Source organism: Lentzea sp. HUAS12 (assembly GCF_024125735.1).
In the GTDB taxonomy this organism is placed as follows: Bacteria; Actinomycetota; Actinomycetes; order Mycobacteriales; family Pseudonocardiaceae; genus Lentzea; species Lentzea albida.
In genome coordinates this window covers 5,147,846-5,161,661 of sequence record NZ_CP099738.1, presented here as the reverse complement: position 1 = coordinate 5,161,661, position 13,816 = coordinate 5,147,846, and the positions used below count along the sequence as shown (strand labels likewise).

Annotated in this window: 12 protein-coding genes; 9 read left to right on the top strand and 3 right to left on the bottom strand. The window is 69.2% G+C overall.

Annotation, left to right across the window (positions count from 1 at the left end; genetic code table 11):
* Together ND450_RS22945 and ND450_RS22940 are read left to right on the top strand one after the other, a co-directional pair.
* Window positions 1-777 (top strand): SDR family NAD(P)-dependent oxidoreductase, encoded by a 777-nt coding sequence (locus tag ND450_RS22945; protein ID WP_253320800.1) that lies wholly within the window; start codon window positions 1-3, stop codon window positions 775-777.
* Complete coding sequence (locus tag ND450_RS22940) at window positions 777-1,943, top strand: NAD(P)/FAD-dependent oxidoreductase (protein ID WP_253320799.1); 1,167 nt, start codon at window positions 777-779, stop codon at window positions 1,941-1,943. The genes ND450_RS22945 and ND450_RS22940 overlap by 1 nt, the downstream gene beginning before the upstream one ends.
* A gap of 50 nt (window positions 1,944-1,993) precedes the next feature.
* Here ND450_RS22940 and ND450_RS22935 read toward each other — a convergent pair whose 3' ends face one another.
* Window positions 1,994-3,109: an epoxide hydrolase family protein gene (locus ND450_RS22935; RefSeq protein ID WP_253320798.1), complete on the bottom strand. Its 1,116-nt coding sequence runs from the start codon at window positions 3,107-3,109 to the stop codon at window positions 1,994-1,996.
* A gap of 117 nt (window positions 3,110-3,226) precedes the next feature.
* Between ND450_RS22935 and ND450_RS22930 the strand changes: the two genes are divergently transcribed.
* On the top strand, window positions 3,227-4,438 hold the full coding sequence (locus ND450_RS22930) for a cytochrome P450 (RefSeq protein ID WP_253320797.1): 1,212 nt from the start codon (window positions 3,227-3,229) through the stop codon (window positions 4,436-4,438).
* 63 nt (window positions 4,439-4,501) lie between these two features.
* On the opposite strand, the gene ND450_RS22925 is transcribed toward ND450_RS22930, so the two are convergent.
* Window positions 4,502-5,677, bottom strand: a complete 1,176-nt coding sequence (locus ND450_RS22925; protein WP_253320796.1) for an acyltransferase — start codon at window positions 5,675-5,677, stop codon at window positions 4,502-4,504.
* A 173-nt stretch (window positions 5,678-5,850) separates the two neighbouring features.
* Here ND450_RS22925 and ND450_RS22920 point away from each other — a divergent pair, with 173 nt between their 5' ends.
* The 6 genes from ND450_RS22920 (at window position 5,851) to ND450_RS22895 (ending at window position 12,672) form a co-directional block, all read left to right on the top strand.
* Window positions 5,851-7,260: an NDP-hexose 2,3-dehydratase family protein gene (locus ND450_RS22920; RefSeq protein WP_253320795.1), complete on the top strand. Its 1,410-nt coding sequence runs from the start codon at window positions 5,851-5,853 to the stop codon at window positions 7,258-7,260.
* A gap of 110 nt (window positions 7,261-7,370) precedes the next feature.
* Window positions 7,371-8,558, top strand: a complete 1,188-nt coding sequence (locus ND450_RS22915) for a nucleotide disphospho-sugar-binding domain-containing protein (RefSeq protein WP_253320794.1) — start codon at window positions 7,371-7,373, stop codon at window positions 8,556-8,558.
* 6 nt (window positions 8,559-8,564) lie between these two features.
* Complete coding sequence (locus ND450_RS22910) at window positions 8,565-10,154, top strand: MFS transporter (protein WP_253320793.1); 1,590 nt, start codon at window positions 8,565-8,567, stop codon at window positions 10,152-10,154.
* Between the two features lie 99 nt (window positions 10,155-10,253).
* Window positions 10,254-10,703: an ester cyclase gene (locus tag ND450_RS22905; protein WP_089922451.1), complete on the top strand. Its 450-nt coding sequence runs from the start codon at window positions 10,254-10,256 to the stop codon at window positions 10,701-10,703.
* Between the two features lie 9 nt (window positions 10,704-10,712).
* Window positions 10,713-11,486 (top strand): NAD(P)-dependent oxidoreductase, encoded by a 774-nt coding sequence (locus ND450_RS22900; protein WP_253320792.1) that lies wholly within the window; start codon window positions 10,713-10,715, stop codon window positions 11,484-11,486.
* A gap of 13 nt (window positions 11,487-11,499) precedes the next feature.
* Window positions 11,500-12,672: a nucleotide disphospho-sugar-binding domain-containing protein gene (locus ND450_RS22895; protein WP_253320791.1), complete on the top strand. Its 1,173-nt coding sequence runs from the start codon at window positions 11,500-11,502 to the stop codon at window positions 12,670-12,672.
* A gap of 55 nt (window positions 12,673-12,727) precedes the next feature.
* On the opposite strand, the gene ND450_RS22890 is transcribed toward ND450_RS22895, so the two are convergent.
* Entirely contained in the window at window positions 12,728-13,756 is a 1,029-nt protein-coding gene (locus ND450_RS22890; protein ID WP_253320790.1) for an NADP-dependent oxidoreductase, read from the bottom strand.
* Window positions 13,757-13,816 lie beyond the last annotated feature (60 nt).

The following is a 13,816-nucleotide window of genomic DNA, read 5'->3' as shown; positions in this document are numbered from 1 at the left end:
ATGACTCGACGGGTCGCCTTCGTCACGGGCGCAACCAGCGGAATCGGCCTCTCCGTCGCGGAGTCGCTCGGCGCGGCGGGCCACGCGGTGTTCGTCGTCGCCCGTGACGCGGAGAACGTCGCGTCCACGGTCAAGCAGTTGCGCGAGGACGGGTACGAGGCCGACGGCACGACCTGCGACGTGAAGTCCACAGAGGACATCCGCAAGGCCGTGACCAAGGCCGTGGAGACGTTCGGCCGCATCGAGATCCTCGTCAACAACGCCGGTCGCGGCGGCGGTGGCGAGATCGCCACGCTCAACGAGGCCATCTGGACCGACGTCATCGACACCAACCTGCACAGCGTCTTCCGCGTCACCAAGGAAGTCCTGTCCACGGGCCGGATGAACCAGGGCGACTGGGGCCGCGTCATCAACATCGCGTCCACCGGCGGCAAGCAGGGCGTCATCTACGCCTCGCCCTACAGCGCGTCGAAGCACGGCGTCGTCGGCTTCACCAAGGCCGTCGGCCTGGAGCTCGCGAAGACCGGCATCACCGTCAACGCCGTCTGCCCCGGCTACGTCGAGACGCCGATGGCCGGCAAGGTCCGCCAGGGCTACGCCAACCACTGGGGCATCACCGAGGACGACGTCCTGGAGAAGTTCAACGCCAAGATCCCGCTCGGCCGCTACTCCACGCCCGAGGAGGTCGCCGGCCTGGTCACCTACTTGACCACGGAGACCGCGAACTCCATCACCGCGCAGGCGCTCAACGTCTGCGGTGGCCTGGGGAACTACTGATGACCGACGGTGCGATCGTCATCGTCGGTGCGGGCCAGGCGGGGTGCCAGGCCGCGGTGTCCCTGCGAGAACGGGGACACCGCGGCACCATCACGCTGATCGGCGACGAGGGCGCGCTGCCCTACCAGCGTCCGCCGCTCACCAAGGCCTACCTGCAGGGGGACATCGGGTTCGGCGACCTGGTGTTCCGCCAGGAGACCTACTACACCGAGCACGACATCACGCTCGTGCTCGACGACCCGGTGGTCTCCGTGGACCGCGCGGCCCGCAGCGTCACGTTGCGCTCGGGCCGCGCGGTCGGCTACGACAACCTCGTGCTGGCAACGGGGTCCCGGCCGCGGCCGATCCCCGGCGCGCACACGATCCGGACCGTCGCCGACGCCGACTCCGCCCGTCCCGAAGGACACGTGGTCGCGATCGGCGCCGGGTTCATCGGGCTCGAGTACGCCGCCGTGGCGAGCGAGGCCGGGTGCGACGTCACCGTCATCGAGGCGCAACCCCGTGCGCTGGCGCGGGTCCTGTCCGAGGAGACGGCCGAGCACGTCGTGCAGGTGCACCGAAGGCGAGGCGTCAAGTTCCTCTTCAACGCCACGGTGTCCGAGGTGCGCGAAGGCGAGGTCGTGCTCGCGGACGGCACGCTGCTGCCCGCCGACGTCGTCGTGGCGGGCATCGGCGTGGTGCCGAACGTGGAACTCGCGCAGGAGGCCGGGCTGACCGTGGACGACGGGATCGTGGTCGACCCGTGGTTGCGCACGTCCGACCCGGCGGTGTTCGCGATCGGCGACTGCGCGCGGTTCCACCACGGGGCCGAGCAGGTCCGGCTGGAGTGCGTGCAGAACGCCGTCGACCAGGGCAGCACGGTCGCCGCGGTCATCACGGGCTCGGCCGAGCCGCACGCCCAGGTGCCGTGGTTCTGGAGCGACCAGTACGCGATGAAGGTGCAGATCGCCGGCGTCACCACCGGGCACGACAGGGCGGTGGCGACGGGAGATCCGATCTCCGGCGCGTTCTCGGTGTTCTGCTTCCGGGGTGACCGGCTGCTCGGCGTCGAGTCGGTCAACAAGCCCGTCGACCACGTCCTCGCGCGGCGGCTGCTCGCGGCGAACTGCCCGATCCGGCCCGAGATGGTCGCGGTCCCCGGCTTCGACCTGCGCACCGCTGCCTGAGGAACGCGAAGAAGCCCCCTTCTCCTGCGGAAGGGGGCTTCTTCGCGCGTTCAGCGGACGTGGCGGAAGAAGGTGCGGAGCTCCTGCACGAGGACGTCCGGGCGTTCGATGCCGGGGAAGTGACCGCCGACCTCGGCGTCGTTCCAGTAGCGCAGGTCGGTGAACCTGGCCTCGATCCACGCCTTCGGCATGCGCGCGTCCTTCGGGAAGATCGTCACGCCGGTCGGCACGGACACCTGGTGCATCGGGACCTTGTTGTGCGACTCCCAGTACAGCCGCGCGGCCGACGTCGCCGTGCCGGTGAACCAGTAGATCGACACGGCGTCGAGCAGCTTGTCGACGGGGACCACTTCCTCGAACGCGCGGTCGTGGTCGGTCCACGAGTAGTACTTCTCCGCGATCCACGCCAGCAGCGCCACAGGGGAGTCCTGCAGGCCGTAGCCGATCGTCTGCGGCTTGGACATCTGGATCGCGGAGTACCCGGCCTCCGTCGCCTGGAACTGCTTCAGGGCGGCCAGCCCGGCGTAGTCGCGCTGGGTCAGCTCCACCTGCGCCTCGGGCGGCCCGGCGAACACCATCGTGAGGTGGATGCCGATCAACCGCGAGGCGTCGACGTGGCCCAGCTCCGCGGTGACGAAGGAACCCCAGTCGCCGCCGTGCGCGGCATAGCGCTCGTAGCCCAGGCCGGTCATCAACGACGACCAGGCGCGCGCGATCCTCTCGACGCCCCACCCGGTCTCGGCGGGCTTCTCGGAGAAGCCGTAGCCCGGCAGGGACGGCATGACGACGTGGAACGCGTCGGCGGGGTCGGCCGGGTTCGTGAGGGGCTCGATCACGTCCAGGAACTCGAGCACCGAACCGGGCCAGCCGTGCGTGAGCAGCAACGGCGTGGCGCCCTCGTGCGGCGAGCGGACGTGCAGGAAGTGGATGCCCAGCCCGTCGATCTCGGCGCGGAACTGGGGGAGTGCGTTGAGCCTCGCCTCGACGGCACGCCAGTCGTACTTGTGCTCCCAGTGCTCCGCGAGCGAGCGGACGAAGGACAGCGGCGCGCCCTGCGACCAGTCGGACACCGTCTCCGCGTCGGGCCAGCGGGTCAGCGACAGACGGGTGCGCAGATCGTCCACAGAGGACTCAGGGACCGTGACCTCGAACTCGGTGACGTTCATGCGTGGCACGTTACGGACGGCACCTCGAAGTGCCCTCGAAGCCGGTCCAGCGGACATCCAGGCCATCTCCACGCGCGGCTGGCACGGTCAAGCGCGGCTGACGAGAAGGGAACCGCCATGACCAACGCCGAGACAGAGCTGACGCCTTTCCCCTGGCACCGCAAGTGCCCGTACCAGCCCCCGGAGGAATACGCGCAGCTCCGGCCGGAAACCCCCATCGCGAAGGTCGGGCTCCGCACCGGTCGCGAGGCGTACGTCGTCACGAGCTACGAGCACGTGCGCAAGCTCCTCACCGAGCCGAACGCGAGCTCCGACCGCGGGCACGAGGGTTTCCCGTACTACATCGACATCCCGCCCCAGTTCCGCACCGAGGGCTCGTTCATCGGCTGGGACCCGCCCAAGCACACGGTCTACCGCCGGATGGCCGCGGTCTCGGGTGAGTTCACCAAGCAGCGCGTCCGCGCGATGCTGCCCCGCATCGAGCAGATCGTCGACGAGCGGATCGACGCGATGCTGGAGCAGGGCGGGCCGATCGACCTCGTCACGGCGCTCGCGCTGCCCGTGCCGCTGACGATCGTCTGCGAGATCCTCGGCATCCCGCACCAGGACCACGACTACCTGCACGACCGCACCGACAAGCTGTTCGGCGGCAAGTCCTCCGCCGAGGTGCGCATGGCCGCCATCACCGAGCTGAACGGCTACCTGGCCGGCCTGCTCGAGAAGAAGCTCAAGGAGCCGGGCGAGGACCTGATCAGCCGCATCGTCGTCCGCTTCCACGAGGCCGGTCTCTACGACAGCCGCGAGCTCGTCAACCTGGTCCGCCTGCTGCTGAACGGCGGTCACGAGACCAGCGCCGCGATGATCGCGATCGGCGCCATGACCCTGCTGGAGCACCCCGACCAGCTGGAGAAGCTGAAGAACGACTGGAGCCTCGCGCCCAACGCCGTCGAGGAGCTGCTGCGCTACCTCACGCCGGGCGACCTCGCGTCCTCCCGCGTGGCACTGGCCGACATCGACGCCGGCCCCGTCACCATCAAGGAGGGCGAGGGCATGATCATCTGCGGTGGCGCCGCCAACCGCGACCCCGAGACCTTCCCGGAGCCCGACAAGTTCGACATCGAGCGCCCGAACGCGCGCAACCACGTCGCGTTCGGCTACGGCGTGCACCACTGCATCGGCGCCGAGATCGCCCGTGTGGAGCTCACCGTCGTGCTCACCAAGCTGTTCCAGCGCATCCCGAACCTCCGGCTCGCCAAGCCGTGGAACGAGCTGCAGTACAAGGACGGCGCGGTCATGTACGGCGTCTACGAAATGCCCGTCACCTGGTGACGTCCAGCGCCACAACGAGAAGGGCCCGCCGGTTGCTCCCGGCGGGCCCTTCTCGTGTTGTGCCTAGCGGACAGCGGCAACGACATCCTCCTGCGGGGACGTCTGCAGCGGCTTCACGGGCGTGCGACCGAAGCGCCGCATGAACGGGGTCTCGACCCACGCGAACAGCCCCCAGGAGAGCAGCAGGGACACCGCGAAGGCCGCCACGAGGAACGCCAGGGCGACCGGGGTCGACCAGGCCTTGCCGCCGAAGCCGCCGAACGCGTTGATCTCCGTGCCGAACGCCCAGTGCCCGTACGTCAGCACCAGCCGGTGCACGAGGTAGAACGCGAACGACACCTCACCCAGCCACACCATGCCGGGGCGGGCGAAGAACGTCCTGCGCCCCTTGACGTCCGCGACGGCCGCGGCCGGGATCAGCAGGGCCAGCGGGATGATCGTCGCGCCGGTGAACGCCCACAGGAACGGCACGAACAGCGAGGCGACGTAGCCGACGACCGCGAGCGCGACGCCCCACTTGACGCCCAGGCCGATCCACCGCCCGGTCATGACGATCCGCGCGAGGATCATGCCGAGCGCGAACTCGAACAGGCGCGAGACCGGGAAGTTGTAGACGAACCAGATCTGGGTGTAGGACGCGGGACCCCACGGCCAGACCGGCGCCGACGGCAGCGCCAGCTTGGCGATCAGCGGCACCAGCAGCACCGCCAGGACCGCGGCGCCGGCGTAGAGCCACAGCCGCGACGGGCGGATCTTGTTGACCAGCACCAGCAGGAACGGGAAGGACAGGTAGAACAGGGCCTCGACGGACAACGACCACGCGACGCCGTTGCCGGACAGCAGGACGTCGTAGTTCGGGACCCACGCCTGCAACAGGAACAGGTTCGCCAGGGCGGAGGCCGGGTCGACCGCCTGCCGGAACACCAGCAGCAGCACGATCGCCGCGACGAACGTGACGACGTGGTTGGGCAGGATCTTGGCGAACCGCCGCCGGAAGAAGTTCCCCTTCGTGTCACCGGGCCGCGCCGAGTACGTCAGCACGAACCCGCTGAGGACGAAGAAGAACGACACGCCGACGAACCCGGCGGTGCTCGTCGCGAGCATGTACAGGAAGCCGATCTCAGGAGTCCTGAAGAGGAACTCCAGGCTGCCGTGGAAGACGAAGACCATTGCCGCGGCGACGAACCGCATGCCCGTCAGCGACGGGAGTCTCGACGAACTCGCTACTTGGCTCGACACGGTGGGGACCTTTCGGAAAGCGGATCGACGGTGGTCGCCCGATGGTGGGAACCCGCCATGGCGAATGGCTCGCGACCTGCTCGAAGGCCTTTTCCTCCGCCACTTCCCGATCCGTTCTCCAGCGGGCGCGGACACCGTTTCGGAGTCGAGGGAAGTCCCCCAGGGAGGTTGCCGTGCCACCGTCCACCACGGAGCTGCGCAGGCGGGAGGACACCGACCTCCCGACGAGGCTCGCGAAGTCCGCCGCCACCGAGCAGGGGGCGTTCCTGCAGACCGAGCACTTCGACCTGTGGCTCACCGAACGCTGGCTCGCCAACGCGTTCCGCGTCGAGCGCATCCCGTTCGCCGACCTCGACCTCTGGTACACCGAGGAGGAGACGGGGAACATCCGGCACCAGAGCGGGAAGTTCTTCACCGTCGAGGGCCTGAAGGTCGACACGCCCACGCGGTCGTGGAGCCAGCCGATCATCCGCCAGCCCGAGGTGGGGATGCTCGGCATCCTCGTCAAGGAGTTCGGCGGCGTCCTGCACTGCCTGATGCAGGCCAAGATGGAGCCGGGCAACCCGAACCTGCTGCAGCTCTCGCCGACCGTGCAGGCCACGAAGTCGAACTACACCCGCGTGCACAAGGGCGCCAAGGTGAAGTACCTGGAGTACTTCGCCGAGGGCGCCCAGCGCGGCCGCGTGATCGTCGACGTGCTCCAGTCCGAGCACGGGTCGTGGTTCTACCGCAAGAGCAACCGCAACATCGTCGTCGAGGTCACCGAGGACGTGCCGGCCGACGACGACTTCGTCTGGCTCACGCTCGGCCAGGTCAACTCGTTGCTGCACCGGGACAACCTCGTCAACATGGACTCGCGCACGGTGCTCTCGTGCCTGCCCGCGCGCGGTTTCGGCGAGCCCGCCACCGAGTTCCAGTCCGCGCTGCTCGCCTCGCGCGACCCGCACGCCGGCGCGTTGTCGGCGACACCGGACGTGCTGAGCTGGTTCACCGGCCAGCGCGCCGACCACGACATCGACGTCTCGCGCGTGCCGCTGGGCCAGGTGCCGGGCTGGATCCGCACCGACGACGAGATCAGCCGTGAGGACGGGAAGTTCTTCCGGTGCGTGGCGGTGCGGGCGATCGCGGGCAACCGCGAGGTGACCAGCTGGACGCAGCCGCTGTTCGAACAGCACGGCAGGGGAGTGGCGGCGTTCATCGTCAAGCAGTTCGCCGGCGTCCTGCACGTGCTGGTGCACGCGCGGCTGGAAGGCGGGTTCCTCGACACCGTCGAGCTCGGGCCGACCGTGCAGTGCGTGCCCGGCAACTACCACGACGCCGAACGGCCGCCGTTCCTCGACCACGTGCTGTCCGCGGAGAAGTCGAGGATCCACTACTCGACGGTGCATTCCGAGGAGGGCGGCCGATTCCTCGACACCGAAAGCGACTACCTCGTCGTCGAGGCGGACGATTCATTCCCGACGGATGTTCCGCCGCAGTACGCGTGGGTCACCGTGGGCCAGTTGACCGATTTGCTGCGGCACGGCCGTTACGTGAACGTGCAGGCCAGGACGCTGGTGGCGGCGCTCAACGCCCTCGGCTAGAGCGCCGGGCGAGAAATAGTACCTGCGCCACCTGCGAAAAACACGATCGGGTTACACGGCTCTAGCGCGAATCGAGTGCCACCCGATCCGGCTTGAATAGCGTGGTCACCATGAAGATCCTAGTGAGTAGCGGTCCGTCGTTCGGGCTCTACTTTCCCGTCGTCCCGCTGGCGTGGGCCTTGCGGGCCGCGGGTCACGAGGTGCTCGTCGCGAGCCCGGAGAGCATGGCCGCCACGGTCAACGGCTCCGGGCTCCCGCATGTGGCCACGTACGGCCCCATGCACATGCGCGAGGTCATGCTGCACGACCGCGCGGGCAACCAGCTGGCACAGGCGAGCACCGAGGAGGGCCTGCTGGAGCAGGTCGGCCGCGGGTTCGGCCGGCTCGCCGCCCGCACTCTCGACGGCATGCTCGCCATCACCGAGGCGTGGAAACCGGACGCGATCATCGGCGAGGCGCACGCGTTCTCCGCCGGTGTCGCCGCGAAGCTCCACGGGATCCCGTGGTTCGAGAACGGCATCGGCATCGGGTACCGCTCCGACATCGACGGCTGGACCGCGCAGGAGTTCGCGCCCGAGCTGGAGAAGCTCGGGTTCGACGCGTTGCCGCACCCCGACCTGGTGCTGGACACGTGTCCCGCGATCATCCACCCCGCGGACGTCCGCGACGACGTCGTTGCGGGACAACCGATGCGGTGCGTCCAGTACGACACCCCCGCCCCGGTCCCCTCGTGGGTCTTCGAGAAACGCGACCGCCCGCGCATCATGATCACGCTCGGCACGATCCTGCCGAACTCCCCCGCGGGCCCGGCGATCTTCAACGAGCTGGTCCGCACCCTGCCCTCGCTGGGTGTGGAGCTCGTGCTCGCGATGCCGGACGAGGCGGTCGCCAAGCTCGCTCCGCTGCCCGACGCCGTCGTCGCCGCCGGGTGGATGCCGCTCACCTCCGTGCTGCCCGCCTGTGATCTCACGGTGCACCACGCGGGTGGGGGATCGACCATGTCCTCCCTGATCGCCGGACTCCCGCAGCTGCTCGCTCCGGGAGTCATGGCGGAGCAACGGGATTCGGCCCAGCGCCTCTGCGACTTCGGCGCCGCCAGGCAGCTGCAGTCGCAGGAGGTGGAGCCGGCCGAGGTCCTCGAGGCCTGCCGGGCGTTGCTGGAGGACGCGTCCTACACCGATCGCGCGAGCGAGTTGAAGCAAGCGATAGAGGAAATGCCCTCGCCCGGCGCGGTAGTGCCGGTGATCGAGGACTTCGTCCGTCACCGCGCCGTCGGCGCAGCGGAAGAAACTGAGTGAGGAGCTATGACCCAGAACATCGACGCGGCGCCGGATTCAGGTGCGCAGAGTTGGCCCGGTGCCAACGCGAACCAGGGTGAGCCGTTCAAATGGCGCTGGCTGGCACTCGGTGTCATCCTGCTGGCCACCGCGATGGACATTCTCGACTCGTTGATCACGGTCATCGCCGCTCCGTCGATCGTGGCGGACATCGGTGGTGGCGCGACCTTCATCCAGTGGCTCGGTGCCGGCTACACGCTCGCCATGGCGTGCGGCCTGATCATCGGCGGCCGGCTCGGTGACATCTTCGGCAAGAAGCAGATGTTCATCGTCGGCGCCACGGGCTTCACGCTGGCCTCGGCGCTGTGCAGCGTCGCGACGACGCCGGGTGTGCTGGTCGTCGCCCGCGTGCTGCAGGGCCTCTTCGGCGCGATGATGCTGCCGCAGGGCCTCGGCGTCATCACCGAGGTGTTCCCGCCCAAGGAGATGGCCAAGGCGTTCGGCGCCTACGGCCCGATCCTCGGTCTCGCGACCATCGGCGGCCCGATCCTCGGCGGCTGGCTGATCAACCTCGACCTGTTCGGCACCGGCTGGCGCGCGATCTTCCTGATCAACCTGCCGCTCGGCCTGCTGGCGATCATCGGCGCCATCAAGACGTTCCCCAAGGCCAACAAGACGGCCAAGAAGCTCGACCTCGTCGGAGCGCTGCTCGCCTCCGTCGGTGCCGCGCTGCTCGTCGTCCCGGTCGTGCAGGGACGTGAGGAGGGCTGGCCGGCGTGGACCTTCGTGTCCATCGTGGCCGGTGTGATCACGTTCTTCGTCTTCGGCTGGTACGAGGGCCGTCGCGACAAGAACGGCGGCGAGCCGCTCGTCGTGCCGTCGCTGTTCAAGAAGAAGGCGTTCAACGGCGGTCTGGTGGCGGGCCTCGCGTTGTTCTCGGCGCTCACCGGCTTCTCCCTGGTGCTCAGCATCTACCTGCAGCTGGGCCTCGGGTTCACCGCGCTCGGCGCGTCGCTCGCGGTGCTGCCGCAGGCGATCGGCTCGACGTTCGGCTTCGCCGCGTCCGGTGCGGGCCTCGCCGCCAAGCTGGGCCGCCGCCTGATCCACATCGGACTCACCGGCATGATCCTCGGCCTGGTCGCGTTCTACTTCACGATCAAGCTGGGCGGCCCGGACGTCGGCGGCTGGGCGATGTCGCCGTCGCTGTTCTTCGCGGGCATCGGCATGGGCCTCGCGATGGCGCCGTTCTTCGAGCTGATCCTCGCGGGCGTCGACCCGCACGAGACCGGTTCGGCGTCCGGCACGCTGACCTCCGTGCAGCAGTTCGGTGGCGCCCTCGGCGTCGCGGTCCTCGGCACCGTGTTCTTCGCGGTGGTGGGCGGATCCGGCTACCTGCCGGCGATCGAGACCAGCATCTGGGTGGTCGTGGCACTGGAACTCGCCGCGGCCGGGCTGATCTTCTTCCTGCCGAAGATGCCGAAGCCCGCCTGGGACCCGAGCGCCTGGGAGGGCGGCGACGGCGGTGGCGAGTGGAGTGCCGAGGCCGCCGCGCAGTGGGGTGGTGGCGACACCGCCGACAAGGCCGCGGCCGACTGGAACGCGGACGCCAAGAAGTAAGCGCAACACCTGAGTTGTCCGGAAGGCTCGCCGATCTCGCGATCGGCGGGCCTTCCGCACGTAGTGGGCTCTTTTCAAGAAATCTTCGAGGGAGACTCAATGACCGCGGTGGCAGAACCTTCTCTGGACGTCGCGCTGGCCGCGACGTACAAGAAGTCGATCAGCGAGCACTACAAGGACCTCGCGCTCAAGCTCCAGGTCGCGCTGAACACCCAGGACCTCAGCCTGGTCGACGGCCTGATCCACGACGAGTTCCTCGACGTCACGGGCCCTCCCGGGATGTTCCCGGACGGTCCCGAGGGCGTGCGGCAGCACATCCTGTGGCTCAACCGCCGGTTCAAGGACGCGAAGTGGGAGGTGCAGCAGGCCGTCGCCGAGGGCACCACGGTCGTGCTGCGCGTCCGCTTCACCGGCATCGAGACCGAGGAAGGCCAGGCCGCACCCGTCGGCACGCGGTTCACCTACGCGCAGGCGCACTACTTCGAGGGCCGCGACGGCCTCCTGGTGCAGCACATCGGTGTCCGCAGCGAACAGGACATCTCCCAGTAAGGGACTTCCATGGACGTCATCGGACGTGGCTTCCTGGCCACGAACCTCGCCCGAATCGCGGGAAAGCATCATGACGTCGTCGCGTTCGCGGCCGGATCCTCCTCGACCGTCGCCACGTCGTCGGACGAGTTCGGCCGCGAGACCGGCATCCTGCACGACGCGATCAGCAGGTGCCGCGCGGAAGGCAAGATGTTCGTCTACTTCTCCACCGCGTCCGCCGCGATGTACGGATCCCCGGACTCGCCCGGCACGGAGGACGGACCGGTCTACCCGGGCAACGCCTACGGGCGCCACAAGCTCGCGATGGAGGCGCTCATCCGCGCCTCCGGGGTGGCGCACCTCGTGCTGCGCCTGGGACACCTCGTCGGTCCCGAACAGCCGCCGCACCAGATGATGCCCACCCTGGTGGCGCAGGTGCGGTCCGGCGAGATCGAGGTCTGGCGAGGCGCGCACCGCGACCTCGTCGACGTCCTCGACGTGGTGCGCCTGCTCGACGCGTTGCTGACCGTCCGCGTGTCGGACGAGGTCGTCAACGTCGCCAGCGGCGTGCCCGTCCCGGTCGAGGACGTCGTGGCACACCTCGAGAACAGGCTGCGCGTGCCGTTGCGGAAGAGCTACCGCGACGCGTTCGCGCGGCACGACATCTCCCTGGCCAAGCTCACCCGCCTCGCACCCGTCGTGCGCGAGCTGGGCTTCGGCCCGCACTACTACCGGCGCGTCGTCGACCGCTACCTCAGCGCGACGACCGGCGTGCCACTCGAAGTCCTACCGTCAGCCGGATGAAGGAGCAACGGCAATGCGAGTACTGATCAGCACGTGGCCGGCGAGCGGGCACCTGCAGCCGATCGTCCCACTGAGCTGGGCACTGCGCGGTGCCGGTCACGAGGTCGTCGTCGCCACACCCCAGCACCTCGTGCCCTTCGTGAAGTCGACCGGTCTCGACGCGATCGCCCTCGGCGAGGAGCAGGACCAGAAGATGATGCTGCAGGGCATCATCCAGCAGGCCGGCGAGAACGCCTCCCCCGCCGAGGCGCTGCCGCGGCCGGACCGCCAGTTCTGGGGCAACATCGCCTACGGCCCCGCCGGTCGCACCGCGGAGGTCCTCCCGCTGCTGCTGGAGAAGGCCAAGGCGTTCGCGCCCGACCTGATCGTGTCGGACCCGATGGACCTGTCCGGGCGGCTGCTCGGCGGCATCCTCGGCGTGCCGGTCGTGCGGCACCGCTGGGGCGTCGACCCGCTCACGGAGGCGTTCGAGGAGACCGCTCACATGGTCCTCGACCCGGTGGCGCAGCAGATGGGCCTGACCGGCCTTCCGGAACCGGAGCTGACCATCGACCCGTGCCCGCCGTCGTTCCAGCTGCCCGGCCTCGAGCAGGGCCGCCCCGTGCGGTACCTGCCGTCCAACGGGTTCGGCGCCGTGCCGGCGTGGGCGCTCGAGGAGCCGTCGAAGCCGCGCATCTGCGTGTCCTTCGGTTCCATGCCCAAGGAGCTCGGCATGCGCAAGGTGCTGGGCTGGGTGTACGAGGCCATCGCGCGCCTCGGTGACGTCGAGGTCGTCCTCGCCGTGCCGAACGGGATCGACGCCGAGGACCACTCGGTCATCGCGGACAAGGTGATCTCGTCGTCGCACCTGCCGCTGAACCTGTTCATGCGCACGTGCTCGGTGATCGTGCACCACGGCGGTTCCGGCACGGGCCTCACCGCGCTGAACGCCGCCACGCCGCAGCTGGTGCTGCCGCAGTTCGCCGACCACTTCCCGTGGGCGGAGCGGCTCGAGGCGACCGGTGCCGGCGCGTTCGTCGAGGGCACGGAGAAGCAGCAGGACGTGTCGTTCATCCAGGACCGCCTGGAGGAGCTGATCCACAAGCCCGAGGCCAAGGAGGCGTCGCTGGCGCTGCAGGCCGAGATCCACGGCGCGCCGTCCCCGGCCGCGTTGGTGCCGGAGCTGGAGGCCCTCGCGGGCGTCTGACTCCCGGACGTGGAGAAGCCCCCGGCTCGCGAGCCGGGGGCTTCTCCGTTGTGTTCTAGTCGTTGAGCTGGAGCACGACCGTGCCCGCGTACTTCTTGTCCAGCAACCCGATGAACGCCTCCGCCGCGAACGGCACGCCGCCCTTGACGACGGTGTGGGCGAAGGAGATCTTGTCCTCCTTCAGCCACGTGGAGAACTGCTGGTTCCACGCGGCCAGCTGCTCCTCGGTGTCGAAGGTGGCGAAACCCCGGAACGTCAGCTGCTTGGCGATGGCGCGCATCAGGGCCAGGCGCGGGTGGTCGCCGTCCGTGCCGCCGATCTGGCCGCTCAGCGCGCCGCACAGGGCGAACCGGGCGCCGGGCTGGGCGTGCTCGACCGCGGCCTCGAACTGGTCGCCGCCGACGTTGTCGAAGCACACCGTGATGCCGTCGGGGGCGAGCGCGCGCAGCTGGTCCAGCACCGGGCCGTCGTGGTAGTCGAACGCCGCGTCGAAGCCGGCCTCGTTGAGCAGGAAGTCGACCTTCTCCTTGCTGCCGGTGGACCCGATGACGAGCTTGGCGCCGCGGGCCTTCGCGATCTGCCCGGCGAGCGTGCCGACCGCGCCGGTGGCACCGGAGACGAACACGATGTCGCCCTCACCGGCACCGGCCATCTCGACGATGCCGCGCCACGCCGTGGGGCCGTTGGCGAGGTAGTACTCGGCGCCGGGCAGCAGCGAGCGGTCGAGCTTCTTCACGCCGAAGCCGGGGCTCACGACGGCCCACTCGCGCCAGCCCTCGTAGTGCAGGACGAACGTGCCCACCGGCAGCTCTGCGTTGTTGGAGACCACGACGGTGCCGACGGTGGTGCACCACGGGGTCTTGCCGATCTCGTAGTTGGGGATCGGCAGCGCCGTCTCCTCGTTCATCAGGTCGCGGTACACCGAGCCGAGGAACATCCACTCGTTGCGCACCAGCACCTCGCCGTCGCCGGGGGTGGGCGTCGGCACCTCGACGAGCTCGAAGTTGTCCTGGGTGAGCCGGTCCGCCGGACGCGAAACCAGGCGCAGCTCCCGCGACGTCGTCGGAATCGCTTCGGCGCTCATACGGATCTCCTTATGCCTTGCACAGTGGGGTTTCCACCGTCCCCCCGCACGGCTTCGGCT